18 protein-coding genes and 2 pseudogenes are annotated in these 13,619 nt (G+C 58.8%); 5 read left to right on the top strand and 15 right to left on the bottom strand.

Annotation, left to right across the window (positions count from 1 at the left end):
• Positions 1-191: 191 nt before the first annotated feature.
• Positions 192-461, bottom strand: coding sequence for a transcriptional regulator (locus tag ABIG06_RS33690; protein WP_424578527.1), 270 nt, complete (start codon positions 459-461; stop codon positions 192-194).
• Positions 462-596: 135 nt separating this feature from the next.
• Between ABIG06_RS33690 and ABIG06_RS33685 the strand changes: the two genes are divergently transcribed.
• Positions 597-857, top strand: coding sequence for a hypothetical protein (locus tag ABIG06_RS33685; protein ID WP_424578526.1), 261 nt, complete (start codon positions 597-599; stop codon positions 855-857).
• Between the two features lie 99 nt (positions 858-956).
• Here the strand turns inward: ABIG06_RS33685 and ABIG06_RS33680 are convergent, their stop codons facing one another.
• Positions 957-1,502 carry a helix-turn-helix transcriptional regulator gene (locus ABIG06_RS33680; RefSeq protein ID WP_424578525.1) on the bottom strand — a complete coding sequence of 182 codons (546 nt, stop codon included), beginning with the start codon at positions 1,500-1,502 and terminating at the stop codon, positions 957-959.
• Complete coding sequence (locus tag ABIG06_RS33675; RefSeq protein ID WP_424578524.1) at positions 1,499-1,858, bottom strand: hypothetical protein; 360 nt, start codon at positions 1,856-1,858, stop codon at positions 1,499-1,501. The genes ABIG06_RS33680 and ABIG06_RS33675 overlap by 4 nt, the downstream gene beginning before the upstream one ends.
• Positions 1,859-1,986: 128 nt before the next feature.
• Here ABIG06_RS33675 and ABIG06_RS33670 point away from each other — a divergent pair, with 128 nt between their 5' ends.
• Together ABIG06_RS33670 and ABIG06_RS33665 are read left to right on the top strand one after the other, a co-directional pair.
• Positions 1,987-2,496, top strand: a complete 510-nt coding sequence (locus ABIG06_RS33670) for a hypothetical protein (RefSeq protein WP_424578523.1) — start codon at positions 1,987-1,989, stop codon at positions 2,494-2,496.
• A 2-nt stretch (positions 2,497-2,498) separates the two neighbouring features.
• Positions 2,499-2,711, top strand: a complete 213-nt coding sequence (locus ABIG06_RS33665; RefSeq protein WP_424578522.1) for a helix-turn-helix transcriptional regulator — start codon at positions 2,499-2,501, stop codon at positions 2,709-2,711.
• A gap of 72 nt (positions 2,712-2,783) precedes the next feature.
• On the opposite strand, the gene ABIG06_RS33660 is transcribed toward ABIG06_RS33665, so the two are convergent.
• From ABIG06_RS33660 to ABIG06_RS33645, 4 genes and pseudogenes are all read right to left on the bottom strand, one after another.
• Positions 2,784-2,999 carry a hypothetical protein gene (locus ABIG06_RS33660; protein ID WP_424578521.1) on the bottom strand — a complete coding sequence of 72 codons (216 nt, stop codon included), beginning with the start codon at positions 2,997-2,999 and terminating at the stop codon, positions 2,784-2,786.
• A 3-nt stretch (positions 3,000-3,002) separates the two neighbouring features.
• Positions 3,003-3,922, bottom strand: a pseudogene (ligD, locus tag ABIG06_RS33655) (non-homologous end-joining DNA ligase).
• A gap of 447 nt (positions 3,923-4,369) precedes the next feature.
• Positions 4,370-4,612 carry a hypothetical protein gene (locus ABIG06_RS33650; RefSeq protein ID WP_424578520.1) on the bottom strand — a complete coding sequence of 81 codons (243 nt, stop codon included), beginning with the start codon at positions 4,610-4,612 and terminating at the stop codon, positions 4,370-4,372.
• Positions 4,613-5,062: 450 nt separating this feature from the next.
• Entirely contained in the window at positions 5,063-5,515 is a 453-nt protein-coding gene (locus ABIG06_RS33645) for a universal stress protein (RefSeq protein ID WP_124157568.1), read from the bottom strand.
• Positions 5,516-5,730: 215 nt separating this feature from the next.
• Between ABIG06_RS33645 and ABIG06_RS33640 the strand changes: the two genes are divergently transcribed.
• Positions 5,731-5,973 (top strand): hypothetical protein, encoded by a 243-nt coding sequence (locus tag ABIG06_RS33640; protein ID WP_424578519.1) that lies wholly within the window; start codon positions 5,731-5,733, stop codon positions 5,971-5,973.
• Positions 5,974-6,216: 243 nt separating this feature from the next.
• Here the strand turns inward: ABIG06_RS33640 and ABIG06_RS33635 are convergent, their stop codons facing one another.
• The 5 genes from ABIG06_RS33635 to ABIG06_RS33615 all read right to left on the bottom strand — a co-directional run bounded on the left by ABIG06_RS33635 (position 6,217) and on the right by ABIG06_RS33615 (position 10,599).
• Positions 6,217-6,507, bottom strand: coding sequence for a hypothetical protein (locus ABIG06_RS33635; RefSeq protein ID WP_424578518.1), 291 nt, complete (start codon positions 6,505-6,507; stop codon positions 6,217-6,219).
• A gap of 93 nt (positions 6,508-6,600) precedes the next feature.
• Complete coding sequence (locus ABIG06_RS33630) at positions 6,601-6,969, bottom strand: hypothetical protein (protein WP_424578517.1); 369 nt, start codon at positions 6,967-6,969, stop codon at positions 6,601-6,603.
• A gap of 893 nt (positions 6,970-7,862) precedes the next feature.
• Positions 7,863-8,885 (bottom strand): ABC transporter substrate-binding protein, encoded by a 1,023-nt coding sequence (locus ABIG06_RS33625; protein ID WP_424578516.1) that lies wholly within the window; start codon positions 8,883-8,885, stop codon positions 7,863-7,865.
• A gap of 524 nt (positions 8,886-9,409) precedes the next feature.
• On the bottom strand, positions 9,410-9,748 hold the full coding sequence (locus ABIG06_RS33620) for a hypothetical protein (RefSeq protein WP_424578515.1): 339 nt from the start codon (positions 9,746-9,748) through the stop codon (positions 9,410-9,412).
• 374 nt (positions 9,749-10,122) lie between these two features.
• Positions 10,123-10,599: a hypothetical protein gene (locus tag ABIG06_RS33615; protein ID WP_424578514.1), complete on the bottom strand. Its 477-nt coding sequence runs from the start codon at positions 10,597-10,599 to the stop codon at positions 10,123-10,125.
• A 425-nt stretch (positions 10,600-11,024) separates the two neighbouring features.
• Here ABIG06_RS33615 and ABIG06_RS33610 point away from each other — a divergent pair, with 425 nt between their 5' ends.
• Positions 11,025-11,342, top strand: a complete 318-nt coding sequence (locus tag ABIG06_RS33610; RefSeq protein ID WP_424578513.1) for a DUF3303 domain-containing protein — start codon at positions 11,025-11,027, stop codon at positions 11,340-11,342.
• Positions 11,343-11,771: 429 nt separating this feature from the next.
• Here the strand turns inward: ABIG06_RS33610 and ABIG06_RS33605 are convergent, their stop codons facing one another.
• The 3 genes and pseudogenes from ABIG06_RS33605 to ABIG06_RS33595 all read right to left on the bottom strand — a co-directional run bounded on the left by ABIG06_RS33605 (position 11,772) and on the right by ABIG06_RS33595 (position 13,156).
• Positions 11,772-12,041: a hypothetical protein gene (locus ABIG06_RS33605; protein WP_424578512.1), complete on the bottom strand. Its 270-nt coding sequence runs from the start codon at positions 12,039-12,041 to the stop codon at positions 11,772-11,774.
• On the bottom strand, positions 12,038-12,700 hold the full coding sequence (locus ABIG06_RS33600) for an SOS response-associated peptidase (protein ID WP_424578511.1): 663 nt from the start codon (positions 12,698-12,700) through the stop codon (positions 12,038-12,040). The genes ABIG06_RS33605 and ABIG06_RS33600 overlap by 4 nt, the downstream gene beginning before the upstream one ends.
• A 31-nt stretch (positions 12,701-12,731) precedes the next feature.
• Positions 12,732-13,156, bottom strand: a pseudogene (locus ABIG06_RS33595) (hypothetical protein).
• Positions 13,157-13,619 lie beyond the last annotated feature (463 nt).

Genomic DNA, 13,619 nt, shown 5'->3' with positions numbered 1-13,619 from the left:
CGCCGCCGCCGCGACCGCGCGTACCCTTCAGGCACATACCGGCGGCTTGCATTTCCGCAATACAATCGGCAGCCGTCCCGGGGGGGACGGTGCTGATGTAGGACAGTTCTCGGGTTAGCTGGCCGGATCTCATGTCAGCTATAATACTGGATTGCGAATTTACAATTAGTTAACGGCGGGGCGGTTCAAGGTCATCTGAGCGTTCCCCGAATTCCCACGCCCTGAGCGTTCGCTTGCAGAAAGGTGATTCCGGCCGCCACCAAAGCGCGTTCAATTTTCGCTATCGCCTCATCGCGCGCGGCCGATCGCCATTGCAGGCTAGACTGGATCCGCGGCTCGCCGTCTATCTTCTCGATTTCTTGGACGGTTGAAATTCCGATCCCAGCCTCTTTTGCCAAGTCGGCGGCTGTCCAGCTGAGAAAAGCCCTTGCCGCTCGGATTTGGGCCCCGGTGATCGGCATTTTCCATTGCTCCGAAGTTGATGTTGACAATCAACATAAACGGTCCGCTCGGCTATAGTCAACGATTTTAGTTGACTATTACGGAGCGAATCTTTAGGCTTTCAGCATCAACAAACCCGACGAGGAGCCGCCAACATGATTAACCTTGCCCACTGCACCACTGCCCACAATTTCCCCCGCGCGTTCTTTTCCCGCCCTGGCGCCCTTATGGAATTTGCGCCGGAGCGGCGCCAGTACGAGGTCGCCATCGAGGCGTTCGCCAAAGAATCGAGCCGGGCCGGCATCCGCGCATCGATCGCAGCGGCGCGGCGCTACGGTTTCAAGGTGACCGCGGCCGCGGCGCGCGAGGCGGCGGTTGACGCGGTTGCGCGAGAGCCTTGCTGCGCTCGGCTATGACGACTCGGAAATCCGATGGCATGCGGCCCGCCGCGGCCGTCGCGATACAAGCCTGTTCGCTTTGGACAACTGCGCGGCGACGCGCTCGCGGCGAACGCATTAACTCCCATCCCGTTCGCCAGTTCTCTGCGCGCGAGTTCGCCGTTTGGAGAGGCGGACCGCGCGCTTTTTCATACCCAAGTGTGGTTCGATAGCGAGCCTTGTTCCGTTCAGATCTTTCCAAACTCTCCACAGACTCTGTCGCGCATGTTCAACTTCAGCGGGCGAACTCTGCCTTGACGGCTGCTGCGTCGCCTTCCAAGTCTCGTGTTCGACCAGCCATTCGGTCCAAGCTGCATCGAACTCGTCTTCCCAATGATAACGCTCTTCAGAGTTGCCAGCCCTGGCAGCACTTTTGCGCGACTCATTCTGCGCCTTCCATTCGGCGAGCGTTATTTCCTGGTCGTCAGAGACCATGGGCGGCGCCTGGATCCCTGACAACTTGTCGAGAGCCAAATCGAGCGCCTTGCGATCCCAACGCCGGGTGCCCGGCAAAGGCGGCGGAAGACGCCCTTGTGTGACCCATTTGCTCAGCGTGGCCAGCGTTATGCCGCAGTAGTTTGCCACGTCCGTTCCGCTCATGAGGCGCGGCGTAGGGGTGGTCATTTGCGCCGCTGCGCTCGATCAGAGCGGGCTCGTTCGACGACTTCACGTCGTACCTTGTTCAATGCGTTAAAAGCGCGCCCCGTTGCCAACTCAGCCTCCGTCAACCCCAAACCGTTGGGAACGTCCTTGGAAGAGGTTGGCGGCGTGGCCGGTTTTCGTTTGACCCGCGAAGCCTGGACCGTTTGCCACACATTGGCGAGCGTCGACAGGTACTGCTTCCCCGGTCGATAGACGACGAGTTTTCCCGCGCGTGCGAGACGCTTGAGCGTGTCCGCGGTCACTCCGCTGTCCTCTGGAAACGCGATGCGCGCCAGTTCGTCGAGCGGCCTGAGTGTTTCGTCAGTCCAATCCGTCATGCGCGATCGTTAGCATGGGCGCAGCGCATCTAATGTTGACAATTTACAATAGCAATTTTCTGCACAGAAATTGCTAGTTGCATCTCGTCCGCAGTTGCGTTTCAATGCCCCGATTTTGGGGGCCATTCATGTTTATTCGCAATTGCACAATGGCGGCCGTTTTGGCGGTCGTTCTCGCCGGATGTCAGACAGCCGCGCAGGCGCCGAATACCGCGAGCGGAAAGCCGGAAGTCACCATCCGCGCCACGACTGCCGCGATCAAGGCGAGGCTATTGTCTCTCGCATTAGACAAGCGCTTCAACGTGACCAAGGATACCGAGTATCTGCTGCAGGTCGAAAAGCCATCCGAAAACTTTGGGGCTGCCCTGTTGCTCGGCTCCAAATATGACGGGATCCCTGCCGAGCGGATCGTGTTCACATTTGCCCCGATCGGTGACACGACTCGTGTTGTCGCGGCCGGCATGTTCGTTACCAATCCCGGTTCGGCCTTCGAGCGCATTACTCCGGTCAACGGTGGTGAAGGCGCCGTGCGGACGCAACAGACGCTCGATGAGCTTAAGATTAGCATGGAAACGCCTGCACCGCCACCGGCCGCCCCGGTTGCTGCCGCTCGCAAGCCCGCAAAGCCGGCGACGTAGTCGTGGCGTTCCGGCTTGATCCAATCGCTTACCTGCCTCGCGGCATGTCCCGCGACGAAGCGGCGCGCTACCTCGGCGTCGGCACGACAAAATTCGACGAGATGCTCGCCGACGGCCGCATGCCCAAGCCGAAGAAAATCGACGGCCAGGTGGTTTGGGATCGGTTGCGTTTCGAGGCGGCGTTCACAATCTGCCGGACGTGGAAAACGCCATGAATCCGCTGGACCGGATCGCGGACAAATGAAGGGCAATAGGCTGTAGCGTCTACCTCCGGCATCCCAGCCCGATCAGCCTGTCGGAATGTTCGCCTTGGGCCTAGGATGCACGCGCGAGTCCACCAGGACCTCTGTGATGGCATCGCGCAAGGCATCGCAATCGAGGATGCGGATCAGGGCATCGACCGTGGCGACGGCATCGCGTTCGTGCGTGAGGTAATCGGCCAGCGCCATCATGGCGAGGTCATAGCTCTGTTCGATCTGCTCGGCGTGGGTCAACTGTGCCATGGCCTAGAGATCCTCACGCAGGCCTTTGAAAAACGGATGCCGCAGGTGGCCATTCGCTGACTTGGCGCGGTACTCGACCTCGGCGTTGAGGCGCGGCTCGACCCAGATCCCACGGTTGGGGATGCGCTTGGCGAACGGCTGGGTCTTGCGCACCAGCTTGCTCAGCCTGCGCTGCAGATCCTTCACTGCCGTGTCCTCGAAACCGTGCTCGACCTTGCCGGCATAGACCAGCTCGTCGCCGTGCTGCCGGCCTACATAGATGCCGTCGAACCGGTTGTCCTTGATCTTGAAGCCGGCGATGGCCAGCGTCTCGCGAAGGGCGCAGATGGTCTTGACCCAGTAATCGCCGCGCAGGCCCCCATAGGGGGAGTCCGCGATCTTGGAGACCACGCCCTCAAGCTCGCCGGCGCAGACGCGCCGATAGAGCTCGGCTCCGTCCAGGTCGAAACTGTCGCTGTATTCGATAGGCGTGCCGGTGAGCAGCGCCTTGAGGGCGGTCTTCCGCTCGAGCAGCGGCAACTGCCGAAGTCGCGGCCGTCGAGATAGAGCAGGTCGAATGCCACCATGACGAGGTTGTCGGCGTTGCCGGTGAGGCTCTTCTGCAGGGTCGCGAAGTCGGTCTTGCCGCCTTCGCCGGGCACCACGATCTCTCCGTCGATGATGGCGGATCCGGCATTGATCAGGTCGGCATCGTGCGCCATTTTGCGGAAACGGCGGGTCCAGTCCAGGCCGCGGCGGGTGTAGATCCTGACCTCATGGTTGGCGATGTGGAGCTGGCCGCGGTAGCCGTCGAATTTGATTTCGTGGATCCAGCGCTCGCCATGAGGCACGCGCTCGACCTGCTCGGCGAGAACGGGCTCGATGAAGCCGGGGAAGGGCGCCTTCGTCCCGATCGCCTTCCGCTTCCGACGCTGCAACGCCACTGACCAACTCCACGCAACAAACACGTGGATTCGAGTCCCTCGAAGATGAATTGTTCCGACGGAGGACCATCTAGCGGGCAAGCCTCGCAGGTGTCGACACTAGTGGTCAAAAAGAGAGCCGCGTTCGCGGCGGCCCTGTCGGAAAGTCTATCCGCCAGTCAAAAGATTAGGTCCACAAAGCCAGCCCCGGGATAAAACATCTAAGGATACAAACATCGCGCCCGGAAAGGGAATGAAAGCAGCGGTTTGTTTCAGGAGTATGTCGTCGACGCGTAAATTGTTGTTCCGAATAAGGAACTAAGGCGTGTTCTCATTAGTGAACCGTCCCTGGACTTCCGGTTTGCTGCCAACATCGGTCGAAGAGCAGCTGGCCTCCGAAGTCGCAGATGGGCCACAAGCTGAAGTCAACGTGGACCGAAATGGAAGAGGCCGCTAACCGAGGCGGCCTTATTCTGAATCGATCCTATAGACGTCGCCCGGGCCGAGTTTTAATTCCTCGAACATCTTTTGCTGCTTTTCCGTAAGGATTGCTGGCACAACTTCCGCCGTATAGCCTTCGGGAGAGGCGGCGAGGACCAATGTCAACGCCTGGCTAGGCTTGGCAAAGGCGAGCCACAACTGCTTTGTGGATGGCACCTCGTCCGAGGCCACCTCAACGATCGTGAACGAATTGCCGAACGACTCCGCCATCGCTCGATAATGCCTCAGCCTGTCGCTAGTTGCTGGTGTCAGGCAAACGAACGGGGCCAGCTATCAAGCGATATGTGGGCACCCAAGCGGTGTTCCACGATTCCATGGTTGCGCCGCAAACCGAGCAGTCGAAGCTGGCGATTTCCCGCGAAGGGGCCATCGCCTCGGTGCGGCTGTAAACAGCGCCGCATTGACAGGATCGATGATGAGATTTTGGCATGCATCGTTATGCGCCAGAAAAACGAAACAGGCCACTAAGCAATTCAACTAGTCTAGGCCACCGGGTCAGAAACAGGCCAGCGCCATCCGTCGAATGGGAACAAACGCTGACCCAGCACGGAATGAGACCGGTCAAAGGTCCGCTCAGGGTCAAAAGCTATCCTCGGAGGGCGAGGTCTCAAAGGTCGGCTGAGGGCCAGAGGCCGACGTTCACTCGCCGCTCCTCTCAGGCTACGGCACGACTAGCACTGGCACGCTTCCACTGGCCAAGACCTCAGATGTCTGGCTGCCCAAGAACAGCTTTCTGAGGCCGCGGCGACCGTGAGAGGACATGACGATCAAATCGCAACCGCGAGATTCTGCGGTGTTGATGATCGCGGTAGCCGGGTGCGAATCTGCAATATGCAAGAGCTCTGCGGGAACTGCGAGTTGCGTTGCCATTGCGCGAGCTGCGTCGAGGACCTTCCTGGCCTGCTCCTCGTTGGCGGCCACAAATCGATCCATCTCGTCCTGAGAGGGGATAATCGCTCCCGCGTGCCCGCTCCCATAGTCGATATACATCTCTTCGGTGACGGTGATGATGGTGACCTTGGCGCCGAGGGCCTTCGCCAGGAGAATGCCGTGCTTCACGCCTTTGGCCGCGACATCCGAACCGTCCGTGCTCAACAGAATATTGGTGTACATTGTGGATCCCTTTTGGGTTGAGCTCATCATCGCACCAACTTTATCCGTTGTGTGGTGGCCGTCCGCTCCCGGGCACTCCTCGCCATCTCAGTGCACTTTTATGAAAATAGCCCACATTTGTCCGCCCTGGGCGGGCACCAAAGGTGCAAAAGTCGCACGAAACCGAAGGTTGTAGTATAGCGGATTGGTTCAGGCTCAGCTTGAAGAACGCGCGAATGTCCGATCAAACTCGTGCCCAAGAGCTGAAGACCGAGGAAATGAGAATGCCGCGGTTTACGGTCAGCGTCTGCTTTCGCAGGCCCGGAATTGCATGGGATCAGGATACGTCCAGAGACATCACCACGGTGACAGAGGCGGACAATGGCGTTCAAGCCGTGATGACCGTGCTTGGGTCAATTGAGTTCGACGAGCGTGCGGAACTGGTGCACTTCATTCATGTTGGACATCGTGACCCGTGAAGCCGAACTTTCGTGTGATCGCTACGGTAATGGGATCGTCAGGCGCCCTAAAGAAGCGGTTCTGGGTCAAAGGCTGCCCTCGGCGTCTCCGTAAGGCTTTCCGCTCAGCCCTTGGAAGCGGAAGGTGCGAGGCGGAGGTCAGCCACGGGCCACGAGCAGAACTCACGGCTAGTCCAGACGGTAGAACTTGGCGTGCCGCAATTTTTTTTGCGGTCTGCGCATTCTCACGGGGCGGAGCTGGGGCTAATTGAAACCATCACGATCCTTCTTGATGATCGCTCGCTGATCGTCCGCGTACTCTTCGACAATGGCTAACCGTTCCTGCTCTGGCTCGCCAATCGGTGCTTCCTCTATACGGCCATCCCACTCGCGCCAATGTGTCGGGAATACATGGACCGGTGAACCTGTCTGCGAGTTTATCCAACCACGAAGCACTCTCCGACAGGGGAAGACGAGCGCGTGTTCACCGATGCTGTCGATGACCGCTAATTGCAGATCACGATCAAACGGTGCCGTTGTTGCGGATTGCCACATGGCACGCTCCCCTTCTTTGCAGGCGGGAGCGCGATTGGTCTCTCTGCCACTGACGCCTACGGGCAGAGCCTGGCCAGTGATCAAACCAATATATCAGGTTCGTCGCGGAGCTGTAGAAATAGTTTTGCCCGGCGAGTTGTAGACCTTTGTGCGCAGGCGATGACAAAAATCTTCAAGCGTCGTTTGCAAGTTTTCGCAGCTTGCGAGGAGCCGTTCGGCCTGTTCGCGCTCCGTAGTGCCGAAGGGATGACTATTTCGCTTGTCTCTGACACGGTTCACCTGGTCACGCCCGTCTGCCACTTTTCTCTCGGCAAATTCGAGGTGCTCAAGATCATGCGCGAGCTTATCGAGCTCATCGATCAATAGCTTGGTGATGTTCGCTCGCTGGTCGGCCGTGAGATCGCTGCCGTTTAGTAGGTTGATAAAATGATCTACGTTGGCCTTGGAAACAAACCGGTGCATTGGAGTCCCCCTGACCCACGCCCTACGGTGTCCCATTATGTTACCGGACCGGGTATCAGGAAATATATTTCTTGGTCACCTCGGCGTGAAAGGTACAGCAAGGCCGCCGTGCCGCGCCGCAGCAGCCCGTGAAGGCGGACGTCATGTCTGCTTGGGGTCAAAACCGGCGTTTGGGCCACTGCAAGCGCCTTCCGATCTACACTCGTCAGCCGACGTCTCGACGAGCTTCGAACTGGGCGCCTTCGGGCCACAAGCAGACGACAAAACTTGATTTCACTAGCAGCCGTTGAAGAGCATTTAGGGGGATGCCCACCAACTGTCGGGAAATGGCTCAAGCAACGTCCAATCGATTTGGTTGTCGTCCTGAGGGGGCCGGAGACCTCCTGCATTTCTGCTTGGTGGCGTGTGGCGACGGACAGACAGGGCGCCGAGATCGCGACCTCGAAGGTGGCGCGAAGCATGGCGTCTCGAGTGCAATGCAGGCGCACCGCGGGCGAGGCGTTCTGCATCTTCGACTAGACTTCGAAGATCTTCCAATTCTGAGAGCTGAGAGGCAAGCTCGCCAAGTCGTTGCAGATAAAGCATTGCGCGAGAGCTTCGCATAAATGTCCTCCACAAAACAGAAAAGCACTACTAGGACGGCTTCAATGCAAACGGGATAAAGTGGTAATCTACCACGGCCAAAAATCGGCTTTCAACACGTCAGGGTCATTGCCTCACACGAGGCTGACGCCTTCGAACGCAGCAGCGGCAGGCAGCTTAGCGTCAAAATACGAAGAACTCAGGTTGAGCAAATCTGTCCGCTCTGGCTCAACTAGCGGACTTCCGAGCGCCGAGGCGCAACTTCTCCAATGGGGCCATGAGCGGACTCATGGACCGCAGCATACAGAGTCTTACTCAATTAGCTCGTCGGCTCGGCTTAGAAGGCCCGTCGGGACGATCACGCCGAGCGCCTTTGCTGTCTTGAGATTGGCTGCCAACCAAAATGCGGTTGGAAATTCGACAGGTAGGTCACCCGGTCGAGCACCCCTGAGGATTTTGTCCACAAAATAGCCGAGACGACGATAACACCAGCGCAAATCGACTCCGTAGCTGACCAGGCCGCCATGGATGACATGCTCGCGATATCCGAAGACGGTCGGAAGTCGCATTGAAAGAGCAGTGGCGCCGATTTGCTCGCTACGGACAAGGAGCAGATTCGTCTGTAGGACAACGATGACATCGGCCTTGTCGTTCGCAAGCGCAGCGAGCGCGCCCGGAATATCGTTGGGCATGTTAGCATCCGCTTCGACGACGCTGAGGCCTATAGCTTGGCAAGCTGCCTTCAAGTCCCCGACCTGAGGCGGGCCCTTGGGATCGTTCATGTTCGTGAGCAGTCCAATGCACCCTGCCGTCGGCGCGATTTCTCGCGCGAGTTCAATTTGCTTGGTCGGCAATCCCGAGATGTAGGGCTCGATGCCCGTTACGTTTCCTCCTGGTCGAGCTTCGCTGGCAATCAATCCTAGATGAACCGCGTCTGCGAGCGCGCCACAGACAATCGGTATCGTCGATGTCGCCTTTCGGGCCTCGACGGCTTGCAACGTCGCAGGCGCGGCGATGATATCGGGTTTGACCAGAGCTACCAGCTCTTCCATGGTTGCTACTCGGTCACTAAACATGTCAAATCGCTTGATGACGTCAACATTCCGACCTTGCACGTAACCGAGCTCCGCGAGACCCTTAACAAAATTGCCGAACGTCAACTCCAATATGAACTGAGGTACGTTTGCGCCCGCGGGCGCACCCGCGGGCGGAGCTCCCGCCCACGCGATGATCGGCCGTTTCTGCGCAGACTGCGCGTATGAGCCTCGACCAAACTGTGTTGATGCGGCCGCGCCAATGACGCCGAAACCTCCGATGAAATCCCGCCGTCGCATGTGTCCTCCTTCAAAGACCACGCCTGTTGGGAACCAGAGACTACCACGATCCAGACCTGCGTGACGAACTTGACGGCGTCTAGGGCCGCTTTGGGTCAACGCTGCCCTTGGCAGGCTGCTTCACCTTGGTCGGCTCGTGTCCTGCAAGCCGACGTTTCGGCTCTTCGAGCGCAGGTCGGCAACGGGCCATGTGCGGAAGTTGACTGACGAATCCGATCATGCCTCTTGGGGTATCGGGATCAGACTTCCCAAAACCGAAGAGGCCGCCAACATGACGGCCTCCCGGTTCACTCAGTATGAAGTGAACCTTGTCGCGGCATGAGTATGAAGGGCGGCTTCAGCCCCGTTATCGCGACCGAAAATAGTATGCGCGGCGGAAGCATGACGACATTGATGCACGTCATTGCTTTAGCCAACGTCCTTCAATCGGGCCCTCGTACACGGCTGAATTGTCTCGACAATTGCCGATATTTCAGCATGGGCAGACAACAACCCGCAACAAGCACAGACGCACGTTCGGCGTCCTAAAGCCCACGCGAGTTGATCCTCTCGCGCAAGCGATGACAAAAATCCTCCAGCAAGGTCTGGAGGTTTTCGATGTTTACGAGGAGCCTGTCTGCTTGCTCGCGTTCTGATGTGCCGAAAGAAAAACCCTCGCGCAAGCTTCTGACGTGATTTACCCGTGCGCGTCCGTTCGCAGCTCTATGTTCGGCAAACTCCAGGTGCTCCAAATCGTGGCTGAGTTTGTCCTCCTCGGTGATCAGCATCTTGGTTACCGTGCTGCGGTCGTGAGGCGCGAGATCACTGCCGTTTAACAGCTGGATGTAATGATCAACATTGGCCCGAGCGACATACCGGTGCATGACGCTACTCCCCTCTACGCTAACCTGCATCCCATGATACCACCGAAACCGAGGGAAGAAATATAATTCGGTCGCAACATTACGGTGGTGGGAAGCACGCTATGGGTCAAAGGCTGCGCTCGGCAGCTCCATGACGCTATTCCGCTCAGCTTTCGGAAGCGGGCAGTGCGAGGCCGCGAGCGGAGGCCAGCAATGGCCAGAAGCAGACGCCAGCAAAACCGCGCAGCCCTTGCAACTCGATTTGCACAAGTCTCGCCAACTCTCGCGCACACGTCAGGCCGGCTCGGCAGCAGCCCGAACTGAGACGCGGGAATTGGCGCTATCACCCCGCTCTGGGTTGATCTGCAAGCGAGTTCAGTTGCCAATAATGGAGTTCAAGGTTCGAGCGGCTGCCAGCCAGCGTGGTCGAAATATTCGCCATATTTGGCGAGCGCCTGCACGATTTTCACAGCACCTTGATTGCGGCCGGTCCCAGCCTTCATGGCAGCACTGCCGTCGATGATCTGCTCGAGGACGAAGTGGAGTTGCTGGTCGGCTCGCTCGGACAGCGTGCAGTTTCCGACCACATAATCGACCTGCGCCTCGACACGCCCCGCCAGTGCTTCATATTGCGCAGGCGTGAATGAGTCGTTGTGAATGGGGTGCAGCGACTCCGCCATGGCCAGGCCGATTTCGCTCATGCCGCGCCGCAGGATGTCATCTGTCTGCCATTTATTGCCGTGGTCTAGCGGGAGCTGAATTGCGACAGCCGCTCCTGCATGGGCCTGCGGCTCAGCAGCAAGGGTAGGCAGACCTCCGCCAAATCCAAGCACGACGACTGTGAGAAGGAGCGACTTGGACAGAAGATTCATGGACGTTTCTCCGATCTGATCTCATTTCTTGCAGATAGGAGCACGGGGATGATCAGGAGTTTGCGTTGAAGCAACGTTCTGCGTGAATGGACTGCGGCCCCATGACGCAGAAAAGCGCTTTGCGGCTCATTGAGCCTCTCGCGGCTTCTGCTCTGGGTCACAAGCGGCGGTCGAAGCGAGCGCGGCCTCGCGTTCGCTGTACCGACGATGGGCGACATCACAACGAGGATCGGCGTGGTTCGGCTAAGGGCCATTTCCGGACCTGCGAGACGAAGGCGTAGTCCTGCTCAACTGGAATGATGGCATAGCACCGGATCGGCTCCCCGTTGCTGATTACTGTTCGTTGGTGTCTGATGGGCGACCGCAACGCCGGATGCGGCGCCAGCGGACAAGCATATTGAAAATCATATGATTGGGAGCGTCCGATGAAGTACATGATTGAATACAAGGTTCGTCACGGGCAACATTACGAGCAGAATTTCGGAGCAGCCGAGGCTCTCCTCACAGCATTCGGTAAATGGAAACCAGAGGACGGACTGACAATCCAAGCCTTCGTCTCTAACTTGATGGGAGACGGCGGATACGTGTTGGTTGAGACGAACGATCCAACAATCATCGTCTCTTTCGTTTCTAAGTTTTCCTACTGGAATGATGCCGAGGTAATTCCCGTCATTGATGTGAGGGAAGCGGCTGCCACAGGCGCAGGTTCTCTGGAGTGGGCGCGAAACGCGTCGAAAAATTGAGCCCATAAAAAAGCCGGGGGGAGCATTCCTGGAGCATCCTCCCGGCAGCCTAGGGTCGGCTTCGGGTCACAAGTTGCAGATCACGCTCAAGGTAGGTGACTTCCGCCTTACGTTGGGGAGCCGGTATTATGAGTGCACGCCGTTAACTGCATCATTGCAGCTTAGTCTTATCGTCGGCCTCGGCAATGAAGCCCGGCGGCGTGCGAGGCGTCTCGCCAGAGTTTGGAAAATTGCATTGGAGGCAAGGAGCGCCCGCACCACCGCAGGTGCACGCCGTGCGCAACTTCCCAAGGGCCGGTCGCGATGGTTCTCGCAAACCCAGCCGCTGTCTTCGCAGTTCGTGCATTTCATGGAGCATTCCGTCCCGAGAAGCTGGCGCCGGCTAGGCAGGAGGGACCAAGGCAAAAGCGACGGCGTGTCGCGTGGTTCCTATCGATTGGCTAGTAGATCCTCGCCTGGAGGCAGCAGCTTCACATAAGTGCCGCTCTCGTGGAGCATCAGCCAGCCTTTCTCCACCGCACAGGCCAGGCCCGCGCCGAACTCACTGCCACTGCCCCTTAGGGCATAAAGAAACGCTGCGCTGATCTTCTCGACGTGAATGCGGCCGTCTTGGGTCGGTTCGATGCTGGCCGCGAGCTGGACGAGCTGCCGCGCCGCGGCTTCCGGGCCGGCGCAGGGGCGACCTTCGACGTGTTTCATACGACTGGATCTTCCTTCAAGTCGCCGCGGGCGACGATCTTAAGGGCGTCGTCGGGAAGGGGCCGTTGAAGAGCCTTGGCTTCATCCCAAGGAGCGCGCATCCAGACATCGCGCTCCTCATCAGTGGTCAGAATTACCGGCATGGCCTTGGGATGGATCGGCTCGACAACTGCATTTGGCGCCGTAGTGAGGAATCCGTAGACCTGATGCGGCCCTGGAATCGGCTTCGACTTCGTGCCGCGGTCACCGTTGAACGTCGTCCAAATGCCCGCGAAGGAAAACAGGGGCCGCTCGTCGGCCAGAGCAAACCACACGACGTCTTTCTTCCCGGTCGCGGGATTCGGCTCCGGAGCGTATTCCGAGAAGCTGTTCGCCGGCACCAGGCAGCGGTTCTCCGGCTTCAGCCATGCGCGCCAGTGCGGCGAACTGGTATTTCGCACATTGGTCACCGGAAGCCCGCCGACCCGCGGCGGCGGTGGCATGCCCCAGCGCATCATAATCAACTCGCGTTGATCAGCGGCGGCGTTGCGCACGACCGGCGCCGGGTAGTCGGGAAAGACAGACGGCATTGCCGCCAAATTGCCGACGTACTGGTTCACGACACGGAACAGCGCCAGGATGGCCGCTTGGTTGGTGGTGATCGAATAAAGATTGCACATAGCACCCGACTAACCTGATTATCCGCAGAACCTAGCGCTCTTCAGTTGGATGAACCCACTTGTAAGGTGTGGTCTGCCGCGTCTCGGTTAGCTTAATCATGCGGGCGGGCGGCGCATATCGCGGTGTGCGGCACGATCGACACTTCAGGGAGGCCTCCAGCTTCCAGAGCGGCGTTTCTTTAGGTCGGCGGATCGCGTCGAGGGGCAGGCTCGCACGTGTCTTGCAGCGGCCGCACTCGACCTCCGGCCAGCCAAGCCCGCCGTTCAAGCATTGACCGATGTCGGGGAGGGTTGGGCAGGGCCGCCATATCCCTCCATTCGGACGGACCAGGCTTCCGCCTCCGCCCAGTCGGCCTCGCGGATGGCCTGCTGAGCGCGCTCACGGGCTCCCTGAGCGTGGATCTTCGCGCCCATGATCCGACCGCCCCAAATGACCACTCGCGACTTGGTGCTCATGCGAGATAGATTCCGCGGAGAGGCCCAAGAGGCAAGCCGCTAGATTTTGCGACGCAGCCGAGGCCGCACACCTCAACTCGGTCAAGCGCGACACTGAGCCTATCCGCTACAACTATCGTACGGGATGTCGGCTGGTTCGCGCTGCGGTCCTACCATATTTGATCGGTGCGGCATGTTGACTTCGCTGTGCGGTGCGATTGTATGCGAGCGATATTCTGGCTCGGGGAATCTTAATGCGCGTTATGCCTCACTAACGAGCAACTTATTGCGGAACGCGATGCCAAAGACGATCAGAAGTGTCAGGGCTACGGGCTCGGCCGGGCACTGATGCCTACGTAAACTGTCGCGCTCAATTGGATAGCGCGCGTACGACGGCAATGGCCATTGACAGTGCGACTCCGGCTCGAACGAACGTAGTTATGCAGTCCTCTGATCTCCCGACACTTGTGCCCTCCAAAGTTCC

Source organism: Bradyrhizobium sp. USDA 326, from assembly GCF_049739485.1.
Lineage (GTDB): Bacteria > Pseudomonadota > Alphaproteobacteria > Rhizobiales > Xanthobacteraceae > Bradyrhizobium.
This window is presented reverse-complemented; position numbering and strand designations above follow the sequence as displayed.